Genomic DNA, 19779 nt, shown 5'->3' with positions numbered 1-19779 from the left:
GTGGATTGGGGCGACGACAATCCGGCTCATATGAACCGCCGCCGCCGCCACGCTCACCACGGCAATGCCCCTTCCGACAGCCTGTCGGAAGGCTGTTCGAAAAGGGACGCTTTCGCCCGGTCCTACAGGTCCATGTCCTGTTGCAGGTTCACCAGCGGCCGCGCCCCGTAATGCGAGATGATCTCCGAGGCCGCGACGCTGCCCAGCCGCCCGCATTCCGCCAGCGTGCGCCCCGAGGTCCAGCCGGCCAGGAAGCCGGCGGCATAGGCGTCGCCGGCGCCGGTTGTGTCGATCACCTGCGTCGCCACCGGCGCCACGTCGATCCGCTCGTCGCCGCGCATGATCACGCTGCCCAGGCCCGAGCGCGTCAGCACCGCGAAATGCGTATCGGCGGCCGCCTGGTTCATCGCCGTGGTAAAATCCTCGGTCTGGTACAGCGAGCAGATTTCCTCCTCGTTGGCGAACAGGATGTCGATATGCCCCCGCACCAGGTCGCGGAAGGCATCCCGATGCCTTGCCACGCAGAACGGGTCGGACAGCGACAGTGCCACCCGCCGCCCGGCGCCATGCGCCAGCGCCGCCGCCTGGCGAAAGGCCTCCTGCGCGTGCGGCGGGTCGAACAGATAGCCTTCCAGATAGGTCACGCGGGCATCGGCCACCACGTCGGCCAGCACGTCCTCGGGCCCGAAGGTCACGCACGCGCCCAGATAGGTGTTCATCGTCCGCTGGCCGTCCGGCGTCACCATCACCAGGCAGCGCGCCGTCGGCTGCTCGCGCGCCGCCCGGCCGTCCAGGAACGAAGACGGAAAATGCACGCCCGACCGTTGCAGGTCGGCGGCGAAGGTGCGCCCCGGCGCATCGTCCGCGACCTTGCCCAGATAGGCGACCCGCGCGCCCAGGCTGGCGGCCACCACGCAGGTATTGGCCGCCGACCCGCCGCCCATCTCGCGCTCGCGCCGCACCAGCCCGTACAGTTTCTCGGCACTGTCCGCATCGATCAGCATCATGCTGCCGGGGATCATGTCATGCTCGGTCAGGAAATCCGGCTCGACCGGCGCCAGAACATCGATGATCGCATTGCCGATCCCCAGCAGATCGAAGCGGCATTCGGCCGCGCTGCCGGCATCCGTCACAGACATTCCATTTCTCCCGCGCGCCGGCGCATCAACCAGGCGGGCACGCCATCAAATCACCAAAATCGTCGTACAGACAGCCCACTCGCTAACACCGGGGCAGCGGGGTCGCAATGGCTGCATTTCTTGTTCGTAAAGTTGCGGCTTCCCGCTTTTCCGACGCCATCAGCACGTGTAGTCCTTAACCGTTCCAGACACCGGTTTTCCGGATCACCCTCGGAAAACACCCGTGTCCAGACCGCCGGGCCATGCGCGGCTTCACCTTCGACAGCAGCGGGGTATGCTTTTGTTCAAGAAACGCAAGCCAGAAGACGAGACACCGCCCGCCGGCGCATCGTCGCCGTCCGGCCGGCCGGCCAGTCCACAGACGGCATTCCCACCGCCGCCCGCCGGCGCCGTTCCCGTCCGCCCGGGCACACCGGCCGGCGCTCCCTCCTCGTCCCCCCACTCGTCTTCCCAGTCGTCCAAGGAGAGTGCCTCCATGTCCCGTCCCCCGTTCCCGCCCGGCCCCGCCACCCCGCCCGGCGCCGCCCAGGTCCCCGGCCGGCCGGGCCAGGCCCCTGCCCCCCGCCGCGACACCAGCGACCGCCGCACCCTGGTGGTCGGACGCGGGATCAGCGTCCAGGGCTCGATCCAGGACGCCGAGCGCCTGGTGGTCGAAGGCACCGTCGAATCGACCATGATCAACGCCCAGGAACTGCAAGTGACCCATGGCGGCATGTTCCGTGGTGAAATCGAAGTCGAAGACGCCGATCTGGCCGGCACCATCGACGGCACGCTGACGGTGCGCGGCAGCCTGACCATCCGCTCCACGGGGCGTCTGCTGGGCAAGGCGAAATGCCGGCGCCTGCAAGTCGAGGATGGCGGCCAGGTCAGCGGCCATCTCGAAATGATCACCGGCGCCGACCCGGCCCCGGCTCCCGCCCCCGTCGAACCCCCTGCTCCGGACGAGCCGCCGGCCGCCTGAAGGCCGGACCTCCAAACGAAAACCGCCCCGGATCACACGATCCGGGGCGGTTTTTTATGCGTGTTCGGGACGTGTTTCGGCCAAACGCCGCACGTCAGGCGACGTTGTCCCGCCGGTCGCGCAGCTTCACATAGGCAAGCTGCGCATGCTCCGCGCAATAGGGCTTTCCAGGGACCGGCGTCGCCCCGCAGAAATGAAATCCCGGCGTGCCCGGATCACCGAGCGGCCAGCAGCAGCTCAAGCCGCTGCGGCGGGGCGCGGGGCCGGACACCGCGCGCAACGGCGCACGCGGCGTCTCCGGCCGCGCGGGCACGGCGGCGGGCGGCGGCGCGGCCACCTCGGCCACGGTCTCGGGCTCGGCCGCCCGAACCGGCGTCACGGCCACGACGGCAGGCGCCTCCACCGGAGGCGCGACCACCGGAGCCACAGGCGCCGAAGCCACAGGCACCGAAGCCACGGGCGCCGAAACGACGGCCATTGGAGCCACGGCCACCGGCGGCACCGCCACGACGGTCGGCACGGCGGCGGTCATCATCTCCGGCGCCGCGGCCGCGTTCCCCGATGTCCCCGCGCGCGCTGCCGGCGGCCGGCGAATGGGCGACGGGCGCGCTTCCAGGCCCAGACGATGCGCCTTGCCCACGACCGCGTTCTTCGTCACCGAAAGCTGGCGGCCGATCTCGGCCGTCGACAGCCCCTGCTGCCAAAGCGCACGAAGACGCGCGATCGTCTCCTCGGTCCATTCCATAGCCATGCCATCTCTCCCGACGAAGGACAGCCGCAAACTAGGCTTATCTTGTGGTGGACTCAACCTTTCCACCACAAAATCTTGTGGACAAGGCTGGGAATAACCTGTTCACAACCCGGGGGAAAACCGGTGCGGAACCGGTCAGGTCCGCACGCGCCGGATCCGCGTCCCATCCACCCCCAGCAGCATGGTCCCGGCCTTCAGCGCCAGCGCGTCCTCGCCGAACACCACGCGGCGCCAGCCCTGCAATACCGGCAGGTCGGGCTCGGCCTCCAGCGCCAGCCGGTCGATATCCTCCGACGACGCCACCAGCCGGGGCGCCACGTCATGCTCCTCGCAGCATGCCGCCAGCAGCACTTTCAGCAGCGCCACCAGCGCCGGCGACGGGCGCGGGCCATCCTTGCCCTTGCTCTGGCGCGGCAGAGACGCATCGGGCAGCGCCTGGGCGGCCGCGATGGCCTCCAGCAATCCCGCGCCGCTGCGCCCCTCGGCAAACCCGCGCGACACCCCGCGCACCCGGGCCAGCGTTTCGGCCTCCGCCGGTACCGTCGCGGCGATCTCCAGCAGGCTCTCGTCCTTCAGCAGCCGCTGGCGCGGCACGTTCACCCGCTGCGCCTCCAGTTCGCGCCACGCGGTCACGGCCCGCAGCACGCCCAGCATGCGCCGGTTGCCGGTCCGGGGCCGCATCTTCTCCCACAGCGTCTCCGGATCGGGGCGGAAGGTCTCCGGCCGGGACAGTACCGCCAGCTCGGCCGCCACCCATTCCATGCGGCCCTCGGTCTCCAGCCGCTCGCGCAGCAACTGGTAGACGGCGCGCAGATACGTCACGTCGGCGGCGGCATAGACGATCTGCGCCGGCGACAGCGGCCGCGCCGCCCAGTCGGAAAACCGATGCGCCTTGTCGATATGCGCCCCGACCAGCGACGCCACCAGATTGTCGTACCCCACCTGGTCGCCATAGCCCGCGACCATCGCCGCCACCTGGGTGTCGAACAGCGCGGCCGGCAGCCGCCCGAACAGATGCAGGAAAATTTCCAGGTCCTGCCGCGCGGCATGAAAGACCTTGACCACCGCCGGATCGTCCAGCAGTTCGGCCAGCGGCGCCAGGTCCAGCCCCGGCGCCAGCGTATCCAGCACCACGACGTCCTGCGCGCCGGCCAACTGCACCAGGCACAGTTCCGGCCAATAGGTCCGTTCGCGGACGAACTCGGTATCGATCGTCACGAACGGCTCGCGCCGCAATCGCGCGACGACCGCGATCAGTTCGTCGGTGGAGGTCATCAGGACAGGGGCGGGAAAATCCGCCGTGAGTGCGCGCGCCATCCCGTCCTGTTATCATGGGCTCCCATCGGTGCGAAAGCCCGCTTGACGCGGCAAACCCCGCTCTGACATCACCCCGTTCCCGCAGCACCACCGCAAGGACATCGTGCCATGAGCGCCCCCACCCCGCCGGACGACGGCACCCAGGCCCTGACCCAGCTCGGCCGCGCCGCCATCCAGCCCGCCAGCCCCGAGGAGGCGACGCTGGAACGCGTCCCCGCCCCGCACCCCGGCCGGCGCTACCTGGTCCGCTTCACCGCGCCGGAATTCACCTCGCTCTGCCCGGTCACCGGCCAGCCGGACTTCGCCCACCTGGTCATCGACTACGTACCCGACCAGTGGATCGTCGAAAGCAAGTCGCTCAAGCTGTTCCTGACCAGCTTCCGCAACCACGGCGCCTTCCACGAGGCCTGCTCGGTCCAGATCGCCACCACGCTGGTCGACCTGCTGTCCCCGGTCTGGCTGCGTATCGGCGCCTACTGGTATCCGCGCGGCGGCATGCCCATCGACGTCTTCTGGCAGACCGGCGCCCCGCCGCAGGATGTCTGGATCCCGGCGCAGGACGTACCCGGCTATCGCGGCCGGGGCTAGAATTCTTCCTTTATCCCCCAGAGAAGAACGCAAAACGCCCCCGGCTCGAAAGAACCGGGGGCGTTCCACATGAAACCGTTCGACGAACGAAAAAGCGTCAGGCCGCCTTCACGGCCTCGCCTCCGGCGGCCTCGATCTCCGCGCGCGCGGACTGCATCTTCGCCATCAGCAGGTCCAGCGCCGGCACGTCCATCTTGTCGGCCGCGTCGTACGAGGCTTCCAGCGCCGCCAGCCGCTTGCGGGCGTCATCCACCGACAGGTCGGCCAGCGCAATCGCCTGATCGGCCAGGATGGTGCAGCGGTCGGCCGTCATGTCGGCGAACCCGCCGGCCACGAAGAACCGATCCGTCACCGCCCCGTTCTCATACAGTTCGACCACGCCGCCGCGCAGCAGCAGCATCATCGGCGCGCGATCGGGCATGGCGGCGATATCGCCTTCCAGGCCCGGGATCACCGCCATCTCGACCGACCGCGAGAAGAGAACCTTCTCGGGGCTGACGATCTCGACCTCAATCGGCATGGACTGTCTTCCTTGCGCGGGCGTCGGCCGTTCAGGCCGATTCCTTCATCTTCTCGGCCTTCGCGACCGCTTCCTCGATCGAGCCGACCATGTAGAACGCGCCTTCCGGCAGGTGGTCGTACTCGCCGGCCACGATCGCCTTGAACGACCGCACCGTGTCTTCCAGCGAAACCAGCTTGCCCGGCGCGCCGGTAAAGACCTCGGCCACATGGAAGGGCTGCGACAGGAAGCGCTGGATGCGCCGCGCGCGCGCCACCAGCAGCTTGTCGTCCTCGGACAGCTCGTCCATGCCCAGGATGGCGATGATGTCCTGCAACGATTTATAGGTCTGCAGGATGCGCTGCACGTCGCGCGCGACCTGATAATGCTCATCGCCGACGATCTTGGGGTCGAGCGAGCGCGAGGTGGAGTCCAGCGGATCGACCGCCGGATAGATGCCCATTTCCGCGATCGAGCGGTTCAGCACCGTGGTCGCGTCCAGATGCGCGAAGGTCGCGGCCGGCGCCGGATCGGTCAGGTCGTCGGCCGGCACGTACACGGCCTGCACCGAGGTGATCGACCCCTTCTTGGTCGAGGTGATGCGCTCCTGAAGCGCGCCCATCTCGGTCGCCAGCGTCGGCTGGTAGCCCACGGCGGAGGGGATACGGCCCAGCAGCGCCGACACCTCGGCCCCCGCCTGCGTGAAGCGGAAGATGTTGTCGACGAAGAACAGCACGTCCTGCCCTTCCTCGTCGCGGAAATACTCGGCCAGCGACAGGCCCGACAGCGCGATGCGCGCGCGGGCGCCCGGCGGCTCGTTCATCTGGCCATAGACCAGCGCCACCTTGGAGCCTTCGGTCGTGTTCTCACCCAGCTTGATCACGCCCGCGTCCTGCATTTCGTAATACAGGTCATTGCCTTCGCGCGTGCGCTCGCCGACGCCGGCAAACACCGACACGCCGCCATGGGCCTTGGCGATGTTGTTGATCAGTTCCTGGATGATGACGGTCTTGCCCACGCCGGCACCGCCGAACAGGCCGATCTTGCCGCCCTTCAGGTAGGGGCACAGCAGGTCGACGACCTTGATGCCGGTCACCAGGATCTCGGTCGCCGCCGCCTGCTCCTCGAACGACGGCGCCTTGCGATGGATCGAGTACCGCTTGGTCGCCGGCACCGGGCCGCGCTCGTCGATCGGCTCGCCGATCACGTTCAGGATGCGCCCCAGCGTGCCGGGCCCGACCGGCACCGTGATCTGGCCGCCCGTCGCCACGACTTCGGCGCCACGGGTCAGGCCGTCGGTCGAATCCATGGCGATGCAGCGCACTTCATGCTCGCCGATCTCCTGCGCCACTTCCAGCACCACGGTCTGGCCGTTGAAGGTGACATGCAGCGCGTCGAGAATATGCGGCAGCGTGCCTTCGAACTGCACGTCCACCACCGCGCCGCGCACCTGCGTCACGCGGCCGACGATGTTGCTGGACTGGCCCTGCGTGGCGGCAGGAGCCTGGTTCACTGTGGTTTCCGACATGGGGTCAGCTCCTGCGGCGAGGGAAGCGGATCATGCCTCAGAGCGCCTGGGCGCCCGAGATGATCTCGATCAGTTCGTTGGTGATGTTGGTCTGGCGGGTGCGGTTGTATTTCAGGGTCAGCCGGTCGATGGCCTTGCCCGCGTTGCGCGTCGCGTTGTCCATCGCCGTCATGCGCGCGCCCTGCTCGCCGGCGGCACTCTCCAGCAGCGTCGCATAAAGCTGCACCTGGAGGTTGCGCGGCAGCAGGCTGGACAGCAGCGCCTCCTCGCCCGGCTCGAATTCATAGACCGGCGCATCGGCCGAGACCGCCACATCGTTCGCCGGCAGCGCCAGCGGGATCAGCTGCATCTCGGTCGGCACCTGCGACATGACGTTCTGGAAGCGGTTGTAGACGACGGTGCAGACGTCGAATTCGCCCTTCTCCACCATGGCGGCCAGCCGCTCGCCCAGTTCGGCTGCCGCCGAGAAAGGGATTTCCTTGCCGCCCGACCCATGGACATGGTCCACGATCAGGTCGGAGAACTCGCGCATCAGATAGTCATGGCCCTTGCGCCCGACCGGCAGCAGACGCACGGTCTTGCCATCGGCCTGCAACTGGCGGATCAGGTCGCGGGTCCTGCGGTTGATGTTGGCGTTGAAGCCACCGGCCAGCCCCCGGTCGCTGGTCAGCGGGATCACCAGGTGAACCCGGTCGTTGCCCGTGCCGGCCAGCAGCTTCGGCAGGCCGTCCTGGCCCCGCGTGCTGGCACCCAGTTCGGCGAGCATCCGGCGCATCGCCGCCGCATAGGGGCGGGCGGCTTCGGCGCGGGTCTGGGCCCGGCGCAGCTTGGCCGCCGCCACCATCTTCATGGCGCTGGTGATCTTCCGCGTCGATTTGACGCTGCCGATCCGCGCGCGAAGGTCCTTGAGGGATGCCATGGGTGCCTGCCGCCCTCAGCCCGCGAACTGGCGGCCGAAGGCCGTCAGGAAGTCGGTCAGGCGGGCTTCGTTCTCCTTGGTGATCTGCCGCTCGGTGCGGATCGAGTCCAGGATGTCGCCGCCGGCCGCATGCAGCTCGGTGCGAAGCTGGCGCTCATAGGCGGTCACCTTCTCCACCGGCACGGCATCGATGAAGCCGCGGGTGCCGGCGAACAGCACGCACACCTGCTCCTCGATCGGCAGCGGCGAGGTCTCGGGCTGCTTCAGCAGCTCGACCAGGCGCGCGCCGCGGGCCAACTGCTTCTGCGTCGCCGGATCGAGGTCCGAGGCGAACTGCGAGAACGCGGCCATTTCGCGATACTGCGCCAGCTCCAGCTTGATCTTGCCGGCCACCTGCTTCATCGCCTTGATCTGCGCGGCCGACCCGACACGCGAGACCGAGCCGCCCACGTTCACCGCCGGGCGGATGCCGCGATAGAACAGGTCGGTTTCCAGGAACACCTGGCCATCGGTGATCGAGATCACGTTGGTCGGGATATAGGCCGCCACGTCGCCGGCCTGGGTCTCGATCACCGGCAGGGCGGTCAGCGAACCCGCGCCATATTCGTCCGACATCTTGGCCGCCCGCTCCAGCAGGCGCGAATGCAGGTAGAACACGTCGCCCGGATAGGCCTCGCGGCCCGGCGGGCGGCGCAGCAGCAGCGACATCTGGCGATACGCCACCGCCTGCTTGGACAGATCGTCATAGACGATCAGCGCATGCATGCCGTTGTCGCGGAAATACTCGCCCATCGCGCAGGCGGCGTAGGGCGCCAGATACTGCATCGGCGCGGGGTCCGACGCGGTCGCGGCGACGACGATGGAATATTCCAGCGCGCCGGCCTCTTCCAGCGTGCGCACCAGTTGCGCCACGGTCGAGCGCTTCTGCCCGATCGCGACATAGATGCAGTACAGCGATTTCTTGTCGTCGCCCAGCGCGTTGACCGGCTTCTGCGCGACGATGGTGTCGATCAGGATGGCGGTCTTGCCGGTCTGGCGGTCGCCGATGATCAGCTCGCGCTGCCCGCGCCCGATCGGCACCAGCGCGTCGATCGCCTTGATGCCGGTCTGCATCGGCTCGCTGACCGACTGGCGCGGCATGATGCCGGGCGCCTTGACGTCGGCGCGCTTCATGATCACTTCGCCGACCAGCGGCCCCTTGCCGTCGATCGGGTTGCCCAGGCCGTCGACCACGCGGCCCAGCAGGGCCTTGCCGGTCGGCACCTCGACCACCTTGCCGGTGCGCGCGACGGTGTCGCCCTCGCGCATCTCGGAATCGTCGCCGAAGATCACGACGCCGACATTGTCGCCTTCCAGGTTCAGCGCCATGCCCCGCTGGCCCGAGGCCGGGAAATCGACCATCTCGCCGGCCTGCACGTTCTGCAGGCCATAGACGCGGGCGATGCCGTCGCCGACCGACAGGATCGTGCCGGTCTCGGCGATCTCGGCGGTCGTGTCGAACGCGGCGATCTGCTGCTTGAGGATATCCGAAATCTCGGCGGGACGGATTTCCATCACGCGGCTCCCTTCATGGCGTGGTGCAGGCGGGTCAGGCGGGAATTGAGGCTGGCGTCATAGAGCCGGGCGCCGACGCGCACGACCAGGCCGCCCAGCAGCGCCGCGTCGACGCGCTCCTGGATCGTGACCTTGGAATAGCCGGCCTCGGCGAGGCGGGCCTGGATCTGGATGCGTTGCAGGTCCGTCAGGGGCTGGGCCGACGCGATCTCGGCCACCGTCTCGCCCCGGCGGGCCGCCGCGATCGCCGCCACCGCGTCCAGGATATCGGCCAGGCGGGACAGGCGGCGGTTGCGGGCGATGACGCCCACGAAATTGCGGATGACCCATCCGAAGCCCTGGGCCGTCAGCACGGCCTCCAGCGCCTTCGTCGACACCGCGATATCCAGCGTGCGGTTCGTCAGCACGGCGCGCAGCGCGGGGCTTTCCGCGATCAGGCGCCGCAGCGCCGCCGCATGGTCCAGCACGTCGTCCAGCAGCCAGCGCTCGGCGGCGAAATCATAGAGGGCCATCGCGTAACGACCGGGCAGGCCATTGGCAACGGAGGCGATCGGTATTGTTGTCGTTCCACCCGAAACCACGATCGGTCTTTCCATCCAGTGTCTTAGGTCATTGCGGCGCGCCGGCGGCAACGGAACGAAGCCCGAGCCGATGGCGCGCCTCTAGCATGCTGCCCCGCCCCGCGCAACACGCGCGTCAGGCCGGAACGGACAGCAGCGCGGGCCGGAAGGCGGTCGTCTCGCGCTGCATCAGCGTCACCCCCAGATCGACGACGCGCGGCACGTCGCGCACGCCCGCCAGCAGGTCCAGCACCATGGTCCCGGTCCGCTCGCCGATCGCCCGGTAGTCGACCGCCACCGTGCTCAGCGCCGGCACCACCTCGCGCCCGATCTCGAAGCCGCCGAACCCCATCAGCGACAGGTCCTCGGGCACCCGCACCCCCCGCCGCCGGCATTCCATCAGCGCCCCGACCCCTACCAGGTCGGACACGGCGAAGACGGCATGCAGGTCCGGCGCCCGCTCCAGCAGCGCCCCCATCGCCCGCGCCCCGTGGGTGAACGAAACCGGCGGCTTGCCCATCCGCTGCACCAGGTCGTCCCGCAATCCCGCCTCGCGCAGCGCGTCCAGAAACCCCTCCAGCCGCCGCCCGCCGCGATGATCGCACGACAGGCCGTCGCCCTCGGCCGCCAGCACCCCGATTCGCGTGTGCCCCAGCCCGATCAGATGCCGCGCCGCCAGCCGCCCGGCCTCGCAGTTCGAATAGCCGACCATGTAATGCACCGGGCTGGGCGCCAGCCCCGCCATCTGCACGATGGGAATCGTCTCGCCCGCCAGCAGGGCCCGCAACGCCGGCCCGCGCGGCCCCGCCGGCAGCACCAGCGCCTCGGCCCGCCGGCCCAGCATGTCGCGCACATGCCTCAGCATTGCGTTTTCATCATAATCGGTATACCCGATCAGCAACTCATAACCCTGGAGGCGGATAACATCCGTCAGCCCGCGCGCCGCGTCGGCGAAATTGGTATTGGTCAGCGTCGGCACCACCAGGCCGACGAATCCGCTGCGCCGGGTCGACAGCGCCTCCGCCGCGCGGTCGGGCACGTAGCCCAGTTCGTCGATCGCCCGCGCGATCGCCTCGCGCGTGTCGGGCCGCACCAGGTGCGGCGCGCGCAGCGCGCGTGATACGGTCATGCGCGACACGCCGGCACGCGCGGACACATCGATGATGGTCGCCCGCCGCGCCGCGCCCGTCGCCCCGTCCCCGTCCGTCGTCCGCCTGCCTGCCATCTCCATCCCGTCCCCGCCCGCGCGCCGCGTTATAGTCGCTTTGCCCGGCGGCCGACGCCAGACATATCGTCACATCCGCCATGTGTCGGCGCAATGAGAAGGAAACGCCATGACCGCTCCAGCCCTCTTCGACCTGACCGGTCGCCTCGCCCTCGTCACCGGCTCCAGCGGCGGCATCGGCCTCGCCATCGCCGCCGGCCTGGCCGACGCCGGGGCCCGCGTCATCCTCAACGGGCGCGACGCCGCCCGGCTGGACGAAGCCGCCGCCCGCCTGCGCGACGCCACGCCGCCCGACGGCACGCGCACGATCCTCACCCGCGCCTTCGACGTGACGGACCGCGCGGCGGTCGAACAGGCGATCGGCGCGATCGAGGCCGAGGACGGCCCGATCCGCATCCTGGTCAACAATGCCGGCATCCAGCGCCGCGCCCCGCTGGACGTCTTCCCGCCCGAGGACTGGGCCGAGATCATCCGCACCAACCTCGACAGCGTGTTTTTCGTCGGCACGGCGGTCGCCCGCCACATGATCCCGCGCGGCGCGGGCAAGATCATCAATATCGGCAGCGTGCAATGCGAACTGGCGCGCCCCGGCATCGCGCCCTACACCGCGACCAAGGGCGCGGTGAAGAACCTGACGCGCGGCATGTGCGCCGACTGGGCCCGGCACGGCTTGCAGGTCAACGCCATCGGCCCCGGCTATTTCGAAACCCCGCTGAACCGCGCCCTGGTCGCGGACCCGGACTTCAACGCCTGGCTGACCAGGCGCACGCCCGCCGGCCGCTGGGGCAAGGTCGAGGAACTCCAGGGTGCCGCGATCTTCCTGGCCTCCGACGCCTCGTCCTTCGTCAACGGCCAGACGCTCTATGTCGATGGCGGGGTCCTGTCGGTCCTGTAGCCGGCCGGAGGGGCATCGTCGAACAGCGCGCGCGCCGCCCGCGCGCTGGCCCGCGCCCGCTCCCCGGTCGTGACGAATCCCAGCACGCCCACCGCGCAGGCAAGCCCCACCAGCAGCCACCAGATCCGATGCGTCGCCAGCTCCAACGCCAGCGCGGCCCCGCTCCCCGCCGCGCGGCTCAGCTCCGCCCCCATCATCGTCCCCGACAGCGCAACGCCCAGCAGCGCCCCGACCTGCCGGCTGGTCGAGGCCAGCGCCGCCGCCAGCCCCGCCTGGTCGCGCGGCATGCCCGAAACGGCGCTGTTGGTGATCGGCGCGTTGCACAGGCCGAACCCGCAGCCGCACAGGCTGTACGACAGCAGCAGCACCGCAGGCGGCGTCGCCGGGGTCAGCCCCGTCAGCAGCAACGCCCCGCATCCCAGTCCACCAGCCGAAAGCAGCAGCGGCAACCGCGCGCCACGCGCCCCCACCAGCCGTCCCGACAGCGGCGCGCATACCACCACCCCCAGCGCGAAGGGCAACGTGTACAACCCGGCCCACATCGCCGACAGGCCCCGCGCCTCCTGGAGATAGAGCGTATTCAGGAACAGGAAGGAACTGAAGATCGCAAAGGCGCAGACCGCGATCACGATCGCCCCGGAAAACGGCAGCGCACGGAAGAATCGCAAATCGAGCAATGGATGCGCGCTGCGCCGCTCCACCCGGTACAGCACCGCCAGCCCCACCGCCGCGATCGCCAGCCCGGCGCGGATCGCCGGCGACTGCCAGCCATAATCCCTGGCCTCGATCAGCGCGGCGGTGGCGGCGGCCAGGATCAGCGCCACCAGCGCCTGCCCCGCCCGATCGATCGGGCGCACATGCGCCGCCCGCGAGTCCGGGACGACGCACAGGCTGAGCACCAGCGCCACCGCCCCGACCGGCAGATTGACCCAGAACACCGCGCGCCAGCCGACCGTGGCGATCAGGACCCCGCCGATCAACGGCCCCAGCGCCAGCGCCAGCCCCGACATCGCGCCCCATATCCCGATCGCGCGCGCCCGCGCGCCGGGCTCGACGAAGACATTGGCGATGATCGACAGCGCCACCGGGTTCAGCATCGCGCCGCCCAGCCCCTGGAACCCCCGCGCCAGTATCAGCGTCCACCCGCTGGGCGCCAGCCCGCACAGGGCCGATCCCAGGGAAAAGACGACGATCCCCGAAACGAAGACGCGCCGCCGCCCGATCCGGTCCGCGGTCGATCCCGCCAGCACCAGCAGCGTCGCCACCACCAGCGTATAGGCGTCGACCACCCATTGCAGCACCGACAGCCCGCCGCCCAGGGTGGCGCGAATCGACGGCAGCGCCACGTTGACGATCGTGACATCCATCATCACCAGAAACAGGCTCAGGCAACAGACGACCAGCACCAGATGCGGCCGGACCGGAGACGATGGGATCATGTTGTGGGGGATTCGGCAGGATTGCAGGATGGAGCGGGCGAAGGAACCTTAATTCCGCCTCTAATCCATTGGTTAACGAGCAACTTTTTAGATTGCCCGATGGCATCATAGCCTTCGACATGGCCTCGTTTCAAGACCTTGTCGAACAGCCCCACGGACATCTCGGAGGAGTCGTCTTGCATCGGAGTCGATTCCCCGATTTGCCGGACCATCGGCATCTCGACGAAGGCGCAGATGGGTGCCATGCACTCGCTCGCGTGCGACGCGCCTGTGGCGAAGCCACGAGACCATCAACATCGCCACCGTGGCGCACAATTCGGGCCGTTGGGGCACGCTGGATGACAAACGGCGCGATTCCATGCTATCCTGATTACAGCGTGTCGTAACGCTTTTTCAACAGGGCGGCCCCTCTGTCGGGTGGCCTGCCGAATAGAACACCCGGACCTATGGTCCAGCGGTGAACGGGGAGACTTGTTCGCTGATCTGGGAAATAGGCAGGACGTGCTTTTAGCCCTGTTGAAACACGTTACGACCCGCCCGACGCCAGGAGCGAGGACGGTCGTGCTCATTACCGCTTCTTCGTTGCTGTTTCCGAACGTCCAGAATGTGACGAAAGGGGATGGGCATGAGCGAGTGCGACGATGGCAGCCGTCGCGGCACCCGGACATTAAGCGAACGAACAAGACGTGATCGCCTTACCGGACCGAACTCTACCCATGGTAGTTCGATCACTCCCGTCCGACGTGATCCATCAGGACGTGATCCATCAGATAGATGCGGCGGCTCTGCGCGCTCTGCCCACTCTCGCGCAGTTACCCCCCTCGATGTCTGGATCCATTCTCACCTCCACGCTCGATACGACCTGGTACTCGGCGAACCTGTGCCAGCAGATCTCCTCACCCTCGTTTTGGAGTCCCCTGCATTTGGCAACGATGAAACCGGTGAGGAACAACACGACAGGAGCGGTGAGCAAACGCCACAAATTGAGTTCCCGTCATGAACCGCACTCGCGCACATCCTTGGCAGGATCTGCGTATCTGGGCCGAAGCACGCGGCTGGTCTATGAGACTTACCAATGGGGGCCATCTTAGATGGACGCATGCTTCGGGCGCCGGTCCGGTTTACTCGGCGGCATCTCCCAGTGACTGGCGGGCGTTACGGAACGTCCGCGCGCTTATGCTTCGCTTCGAGCGTGAGATTGAAGCGTCATCTCCTGGTGAGATAGAGAAGAAGCCCAAATACAAATGAGGGCGAACGGACACTCATTTGAATAATAAATATCTTCTACACATAAACTAAGGGAGGGCAGCTTTGCCACGCGATCTGACTAATGGTGGCGAAACCCACAAGCATGAACCGAAATTTATGAAAGCTGTTCAAGAAGGCTGGGATGCCGCCGAGGATGGCCGAACACATGCCTATCCTAAGGTACGATACTGGCTGCTCGCCTGGGGAACCGCGTCAGAGACGGAATTCCCATTGTCATGACGGCCTTTACCATCGTCGCCATGACCGATGAAGCGGTCTCGGACCTGATCCGGATTAGGAACGACCTCGGAGCAACGTGTCCCAACACCGCCAGTCGGATCGCCGTGCAGATCGTCGCCGTCTGCGATCGGCTTTCAAGTATGCCGGAGCGTGGCCGCCCAGGCCTCTTCCCCAACACGAGAGAGATCTGTCCCCTCTGGCCGTATAGGGTTGTCTATCGTATCGCCGACCATGGGGTGGATGTCCTCCGTATCTGGAACACTCAGGCAGGAGAGCTCCCGGGCTTATCCGGGTTCAATCACGACGCGTGATCATTGAAGCGCTGGAAACAGCAAAATCGGCAACATGTGGTTTCTTCATTTTAGCATCACATTGGGGCGGTTCTCCACTTGCAGCTGCATCGACGCTCCGTAATGATCGGTGATATTCTTAGCCGCGAACCCGACGAAAGAGCTATCGTGGACGACATCAATCATAAAAATCCGGATCTTCTTGCCGCGATGACGCAGATCGTGGCGGCGCATCTCGCTAATTCCAACACGTCGCTGCCTACCGAAAATGTCCCGGCATTCATCCGTGAGGTGTACACAACGATCCGCAACGTCAACACGACGGGGCAATCAGCTACCGATCCCGTTCCTCCCGAAACACCGACAGCGCCCACACCTGCAGTGCCGATCGGACAGTCGATCTTTCCCGATTACATCATATGCCTGGAAGACGGAAAGAAGCTGAAAATGCTCAAGCGGCACCTGATGTCGCGTTATCAGATCACTCCGGCGCAATACCGGGAAAGGTGGAATCTGCCGAAAGACTATCCCATGGTCGCGCCCGCCTACGCGCAACGACGGGCGGCCGTAGCACGGGCGATCGGCCTTGGCCGCCGTGCGGAGGTAGCCGCCACGCACGTCGTGCGAGACGGGGCTGCCGGTGAAACAATGCCGCAGGCGTCGCTCGCGGTTGAGCCCGATCCGATGCCCCCTGCCAAAGGTCAGACGAAATCAATCAGCAACCAGGTGAGCAAGTCCGCCCCCGCGCGCCGGCCTTCGAAACGGAAAGGCCGCACAGACAGCGCTCCGCAGAACCGCCGGGGCAAATCTGGAACGCCTTGAGGCAGATCTTCGGCCATTCCGTAACGGAATCCTGGTTCGAAAGGGTGACAGAGACCAAATCGCTCCGGTATCGGTCACTCTTCGCCGCTTCGTTCGAGGTCCAGCAGGATCGCCTCGGTTTCGCGCCGCAACGGTTCTGCTTCCCCGAGCGCGGATAACCACAATGTCGCGCCCTGTAGCCGTGTCAGCGCATCAGTCGCGACACGCTTGGCGTCCGGCACGCCGCCCATATCCAGGATCTCGGCCATCCCGGACCGTAGCGCCTGAAAAAACTCGCTCACGGCAGCCTTCGCCTCGGTCGTCTCCGCAGGAACACCAAACGACAGGTGGAACCCCACACAGCGGCCCCGATCACCGAGAACGGCAGCGATACGCTCGATCAGTTCGCGATACGCTTGCCGCCAATCCGTCACAGGATCGGGCAGCCCCTCGAATGTCTCCTTCAACGTCAACTCAAGCACATCGGCAACCAGGGACTCCTTGCTTGGCAATCGGTTATAAAGGCTTGATTTCTTGAGTCCGACCCGTTCGCCAAGCTCCTGCATCGACGCGCCGGCATAACCCCGCTCTCGAAACAGCTCACGTGCAGCGATCACGATATCGTCATATGACGCCTTCATCTCAGCCTTCCGAAGAGACCGATCGGTCTGCCTTTATAACAGAGAGGAGAACCTCGCACCTCGCGGTGCGAATCAGACAGGTAGGAAACGCGACATGAAACTTTATGATCTCGACGTATCCGGCAATTGTTACAAAGTGCGCCTATTCGCCGCGCTCGCCGGGGTCCCGTTAGACCTCCAATCCGTCGATCTAATAAAACAGGAACATCACTCCGCGGTCTTTACTGATCTCAATCCCTTCCAGGAAGTCCCCGTCCTGATCGATGGCGACGCCGTGGTCCGGGATTCACAGGCTATCCTCGTCTATCTGGCCGGTGGGCTTCCAGACCGGAGGTGGTGGCCCGATGATCATGCAGCGCAGGCAGAGATTGTGGCATGGCTGTCGGTCGCAGCATCGGAAATCCGCAACGGACCGAATGCGGCACGCCTTATCAAGAAGTTCCGCGTCGATCTAGACCTGCCGACAGCAATACGCTGGAGCGAGAAAGTGCTGCCGATCCTCAACAAGCACCTGGAGGATCATGAATGGCTAGCGCTCAGACGTCCGACGATTGCCGATTGCGCGATCTTTCCCTACCTGTCCGTGGCCCACGAAGGAGGCATCGATGTCACCGCCTTCCCGGCTCTTCTTGACTGGATGACCCGGGTAACCCAGCTACCCGGTTTCATACCTATGCCGAACATGCTGATGCTCCCGCAATAAGGCAGTCCTGCATAAGGGGAGTTCCACCGCGCCCAACTTCCAGCCGTCAGTGGCACTGTCGCCGCCCCATCTCAAACCGTTGACAGCACTCATGAAACACCACAACAGCGACCCTATAACCAATCAATTATTTGGTATATACAAACATAAAGCGCCTTAAATAAGTATTAACTACTGCTCACTCACATAAAGGCGATTTTCTTCAACATATCATATCGCTCGTATTTAATATCTGTACAGAATCTGCAATCTTTACAGGTCTAGAGCAGATCCAGTTTGAATGAACACATTCGAACTGGTGAAAATGCTCTATAAACAACTAGTTAGAAAAATCCACTGAGCGAAAGTTCAGTGGAATCTCTCTAGAATCGCGGGCACGCCGGCAGAGAACTCCAAAATTATGTTGGGCAGTCGCGACCAGATCAGATCAATGCTCACTTCGAGTCCTCGGTCTTCGTATACAAAATGCACGTAGAACAAAACGTATTCAGAAATTTACTTCTAATATATCTCGTTTTTTGATCTATCACGTCTGGCAGGTCGCCAAAGTTTCTTGTACGCAGCGACCATCGGCTCTTTAATTCGGCCTCATAAAGCGCTCCGACAATTACGGTCCTCACCCTGCCACACTGGTCTTCGCCGAGGTCCATATCGACGGAAAGCGGGTGCATCGACCATTTACGGTCACGCAACCACGATGCCCAACCTCGTAGCGAAGGGAGAATAGTGAACCAGGAGAGGCTTTAAATGAAAACTCGCCATCTTGAATACTATCTGGTCGTCGCCAACGAACTGAACTTCACGCATGCGGCGGACAAACTCGCCATAGAGCCGTCACCACTTTCCCGCGCGATCGGAGAGCTTGAAACTCAGTTTGGTGTTCGACTCCTGCACCGGCGGAAAGGCCGTATCCGGCTCACGTGGGCCGGCGAGGTGTTTCGGGAACATGCGAGAGAGATCCTGAATTGCATTGAAAATGCCAAAGCCAGGACAATGTCGGCCGCCAGAGGCCATCGAAGCCAACTCCGCATCGGGATCACCGATGGACTGGCCCAACCACGAATAGCTCAGCTTCTCGCCCGCTGCCGGGAGGAGGAGCCACAAACCGAAATCCGCGTTACCGCGATGACTGTTCGCCAGATGCTCAGTGCGCTCGACCGCGGATACCTCGATGCCGCGTTCACCCTCGATGGAGATTCGACCGCTGCCTATCCGAAGGAGTGCGCCTGGACAGATCGACCCGTTGTTGCGCTGCCCATACGGCATCCATTGCTCGCCCTTGAAAAGATCTCCTTACAGGACATCAAGCGCTACCCCCTTCTCGTGTGTCATCCCGAGATGTGGTCCGGAGGACATTATCTTCTTCGGAGATGGTTCGCTGAAATCTCGTCGTCTCTGCCCCGAGAGGCCGCATTCGCCTCGGGATACGACACACTGATGATGTTGGTCGGAGCTGGTTATGGGCTGGGTCTGAGTCTCGAGAACTGGCGGTCCCGCGAACATCACCCGGACGTCGTCATTCGGCCGCTGGCAGACCCGGTGTTCCCCGCCGAAATTCTCCTGGTGTTCAAGGAGGCCTCCCCCGTGCCTGAGTTGGCGCGGTTCATTGAAAGAGCCTGTCATGCCGTCGGCGGACCGGCCGACTGAGCGACAGGAGAACGGGATAGTACCGTCTTTTTTCGCCTTTCATATCTATAAAGAATATCATTTCCGACGTCTGGAGCGGAGCGTTTTCTCAACGGATGCGCTCCATTCCAGACGTTTGGCTGGCTTCGATGACTTGGATCGGCGTGGCGTTGGAAGAACATCGCAAGACCAAGCCGCGGAGCATGACATGCCGCTGCATGCCATCTTGAGAAAAAACGCACCATTCGCAAGAGTTTCGATACCATAATGAAATTAAAAAAACGGTCAATAATTCCAATACAATGAATATTTATACAATTAATTTCACAAACAGAAACTAGCCCGGAAATCTCACACGGGCCTTCCGAGCCTGTGTCGCGGGTGGGAATGCTCGTGATCTGATGTGTGTCGCTGGGCGTCGCGGGTGCTTTTCCGTTTTCCAGACAAACGGACGCATCGCCCATCTGTGGGAGGGTGGTTTTTCGGGGGCATGGCGGCTTGCGGTGTCTGGTTCGTCAGCGTGCTGCTTTTGAGAGCAAGGCATGGGCGAGCCCGAACTCGTATTGCCAGGGATGGGCCGACGCCATGGCGACGCGGACGCGCCGGACACTGCGGATGACCTGGGCACCGATCTTCAGCAGTTTCAGGCGGATCGTGCCGCAGGTGGCGGTGGCGAATTGTGTGTGAGCCAGTCCGATCCTTCGCAGGGCGCAGAGCAGGACATAGGCCATGGAGGCGAACCACAGGCGCAACTGGTTGGCCCGCATGGTTCCCGAGGAGGTCCGGTCGGCGAACAGGTCGAACTGGCACTCCTTGATCCGGTTCTCCATTTCGCCGCGCGCGCAGTAGATCGCC

The 19779-nt window shown here is 65.2% G+C and carries 19 protein-coding genes; 7 read left to right on the top strand and 12 right to left on the bottom strand.

Features of this window, described 5'->3' with window-relative positions:
• Positions 1 to 122 precede the first annotated feature (122 nt).
• Positions 123 to 1139: an adenosine kinase gene (locus HLH48_RS18895; protein WP_182999032.1), complete on the bottom strand. Its 1017-nt coding sequence runs from the start codon at positions 1137 to 1139 to the stop codon at positions 123 to 125.
• Positions 1140 to 1413: 274 nt separating this feature from the next.
• Between HLH48_RS18895 and HLH48_RS18890 the strand changes: the two genes are divergently transcribed.
• Positions 1414 to 2100 carry a bactofilin family protein gene (locus HLH48_RS18890; RefSeq protein WP_246387536.1) on the top strand — a complete coding sequence of 229 codons (687 nt, stop codon included), beginning with the start codon at positions 1414 to 1416 and terminating at the stop codon, positions 2098 to 2100.
• Positions 2101 to 2194: 94 nt separating this feature from the next.
• Here the strand turns inward: HLH48_RS18890 and HLH48_RS18885 are convergent, their stop codons facing one another.
• Both HLH48_RS18885 and rnd read right to left on the bottom strand, forming a co-directional pair.
• Positions 2195 to 2845: a GcrA family cell cycle regulator gene (locus HLH48_RS18885; RefSeq protein ID WP_408871471.1), complete on the bottom strand. Its 651-nt coding sequence runs from the start codon at positions 2843 to 2845 to the stop codon at positions 2195 to 2197.
• Positions 2846 to 2986: 141 nt separating this feature from the next.
• The gene (rnd, locus tag HLH48_RS18880; RefSeq protein WP_182999029.1) at positions 2987 to 4168 is read right to left on the bottom strand and encodes a ribonuclease D; all 1182 of its coding nucleotides are present in this window, start codon (positions 4166 to 4168) and stop codon (positions 2987 to 2989) included.
• Between the two features lie 108 nt (positions 4169 to 4276).
• Here rnd and queF point away from each other — a divergent pair, with 108 nt between their 5' ends.
• Complete coding sequence (queF, locus tag HLH48_RS18875; protein WP_182999028.1) at positions 4277 to 4756, top strand: preQ(1) synthase; 480 nt, start codon at positions 4277 to 4279, stop codon at positions 4754 to 4756.
• Positions 4757 to 4853: 97 nt separating this feature from the next.
• On the opposite strand, the gene atpC is transcribed toward queF, so the two are convergent.
• From atpC to HLH48_RS18845, 6 genes are all read right to left on the bottom strand, one after another.
• Entirely contained in the window at positions 4854 to 5276 is a 423-nt protein-coding gene (gene atpC, locus HLH48_RS18870; protein ID WP_182999027.1) for an ATP synthase F1 subunit epsilon, read from the bottom strand.
• 31 nt (positions 5277 to 5307) lie between these two features.
• Entirely contained in the window at positions 5308 to 6783 is a 1476-nt protein-coding gene (gene atpD / locus HLH48_RS18865; protein WP_182999026.1) for a F0F1 ATP synthase subunit beta, read from the bottom strand.
• A 37-nt stretch (positions 6784 to 6820) separates the two neighbouring features.
• Positions 6821 to 7702, bottom strand: coding sequence for a F0F1 ATP synthase subunit gamma (locus HLH48_RS18860; protein ID WP_182999025.1), 882 nt, complete (start codon positions 7700 to 7702; stop codon positions 6821 to 6823).
• A 15-nt stretch (positions 7703 to 7717) separates the two neighbouring features.
• Entirely contained in the window at positions 7718 to 9256 is a 1539-nt protein-coding gene (gene atpA, locus HLH48_RS18855) for a F0F1 ATP synthase subunit alpha (protein ID WP_182999024.1), read from the bottom strand.
• The gene (gene atpH / locus HLH48_RS18850) at positions 9256 to 9852 is read right to left on the bottom strand and encodes an ATP synthase F1 subunit delta (RefSeq protein WP_182999023.1); all 597 of its coding nucleotides are present in this window, start codon (positions 9850 to 9852) and stop codon (positions 9256 to 9258) included. Before atpH ends, atpA begins: the two co-directional genes overlap by 1 nt.
• 100 nt (positions 9853 to 9952) lie before the next feature.
• The gene (locus HLH48_RS18845; protein ID WP_182999022.1) at positions 9953 to 11041 is read right to left on the bottom strand and encodes a LacI family DNA-binding transcriptional regulator; all 1089 of its coding nucleotides are present in this window, start codon (positions 11039 to 11041) and stop codon (positions 9953 to 9955) included.
• 109 nt (positions 11042 to 11150) lie between these two features.
• On the opposite strand from HLH48_RS18845, the gene HLH48_RS18840 reads away from it, so the two are divergent.
• The gene (locus HLH48_RS18840) at positions 11151 to 11936 is read left to right on the top strand and encodes an SDR family oxidoreductase (RefSeq protein WP_182999021.1); all 786 of its coding nucleotides are present in this window, start codon (positions 11151 to 11153) and stop codon (positions 11934 to 11936) included.
• Here HLH48_RS18840 and HLH48_RS18835 read toward each other — a convergent pair.
• Complete coding sequence (locus HLH48_RS18835; protein ID WP_182999020.1) at positions 11903 to 13375, bottom strand: MFS transporter; 1473 nt, start codon at positions 13373 to 13375, stop codon at positions 11903 to 11905. The two genes, HLH48_RS18840 and HLH48_RS18835, sit on opposite strands and share 34 nt — an antisense overlap.
• Before the next feature lie 1484 nt (positions 13376 to 14859).
• On the opposite strand from HLH48_RS18835, the gene HLH48_RS18830 reads away from it, so the two are divergent.
• Complete coding sequence (locus HLH48_RS18830; protein ID WP_246387534.1) at positions 14860 to 15174, top strand: type II toxin-antitoxin system RelE/ParE family toxin; 315 nt, start codon at positions 14860 to 14862, stop codon at positions 15172 to 15174.
• 102 nt (positions 15175 to 15276) lie between these two features.
• On the top strand, positions 15277 to 15975 hold the full coding sequence (locus HLH48_RS18825; RefSeq protein WP_182999019.1) for a MucR family transcriptional regulator: 699 nt from the start codon (positions 15277 to 15279) through the stop codon (positions 15973 to 15975).
• Between the two features lie 74 nt (positions 15976 to 16049).
• On the opposite strand, the gene HLH48_RS18820 is transcribed toward HLH48_RS18825, so the two are convergent.
• Positions 16050 to 16595 (bottom strand): TetR/AcrR family transcriptional regulator, encoded by a 546-nt coding sequence (locus HLH48_RS18820; RefSeq protein WP_182999018.1) that lies wholly within the window; start codon positions 16593 to 16595, stop codon positions 16050 to 16052.
• 94 nt (positions 16596 to 16689) lie between these two features.
• On the opposite strand from HLH48_RS18820, the gene HLH48_RS18815 reads away from it, so the two are divergent.
• Positions 16690 to 17298, top strand: a complete 609-nt coding sequence (locus HLH48_RS18815; RefSeq protein WP_182999017.1) for a glutathione S-transferase family protein — start codon at positions 16690 to 16692, stop codon at positions 17296 to 17298.
• Between the two features lie 747 nt (positions 17299 to 18045).
• On the top strand, positions 18046 to 18945 hold the full coding sequence (locus HLH48_RS18810; RefSeq protein WP_182999016.1) for a LysR family transcriptional regulator: 900 nt from the start codon (positions 18046 to 18048) through the stop codon (positions 18943 to 18945).
• Between the two features lie 494 nt (positions 18946 to 19439).
• Here the strand turns inward: HLH48_RS18810 and HLH48_RS18805 are convergent.
• Positions 19440 to 19779 (bottom strand): transposase (locus HLH48_RS18805; protein WP_182999015.1); only part of this gene is annotated, 340 nt, incomplete at its 5' end.

This window comes from Gluconacetobacter sacchari, from assembly GCF_014174255.1.
Classification (GTDB): Bacteria; Pseudomonadota; Alphaproteobacteria; order Acetobacterales; family Acetobacteraceae; genus Gluconacetobacter; species Gluconacetobacter sacchari.
The sequence above is the reverse complement of the archived record's forward strand: the minus strand, read 5'-3'. Positions and strand labels throughout refer to the sequence as shown.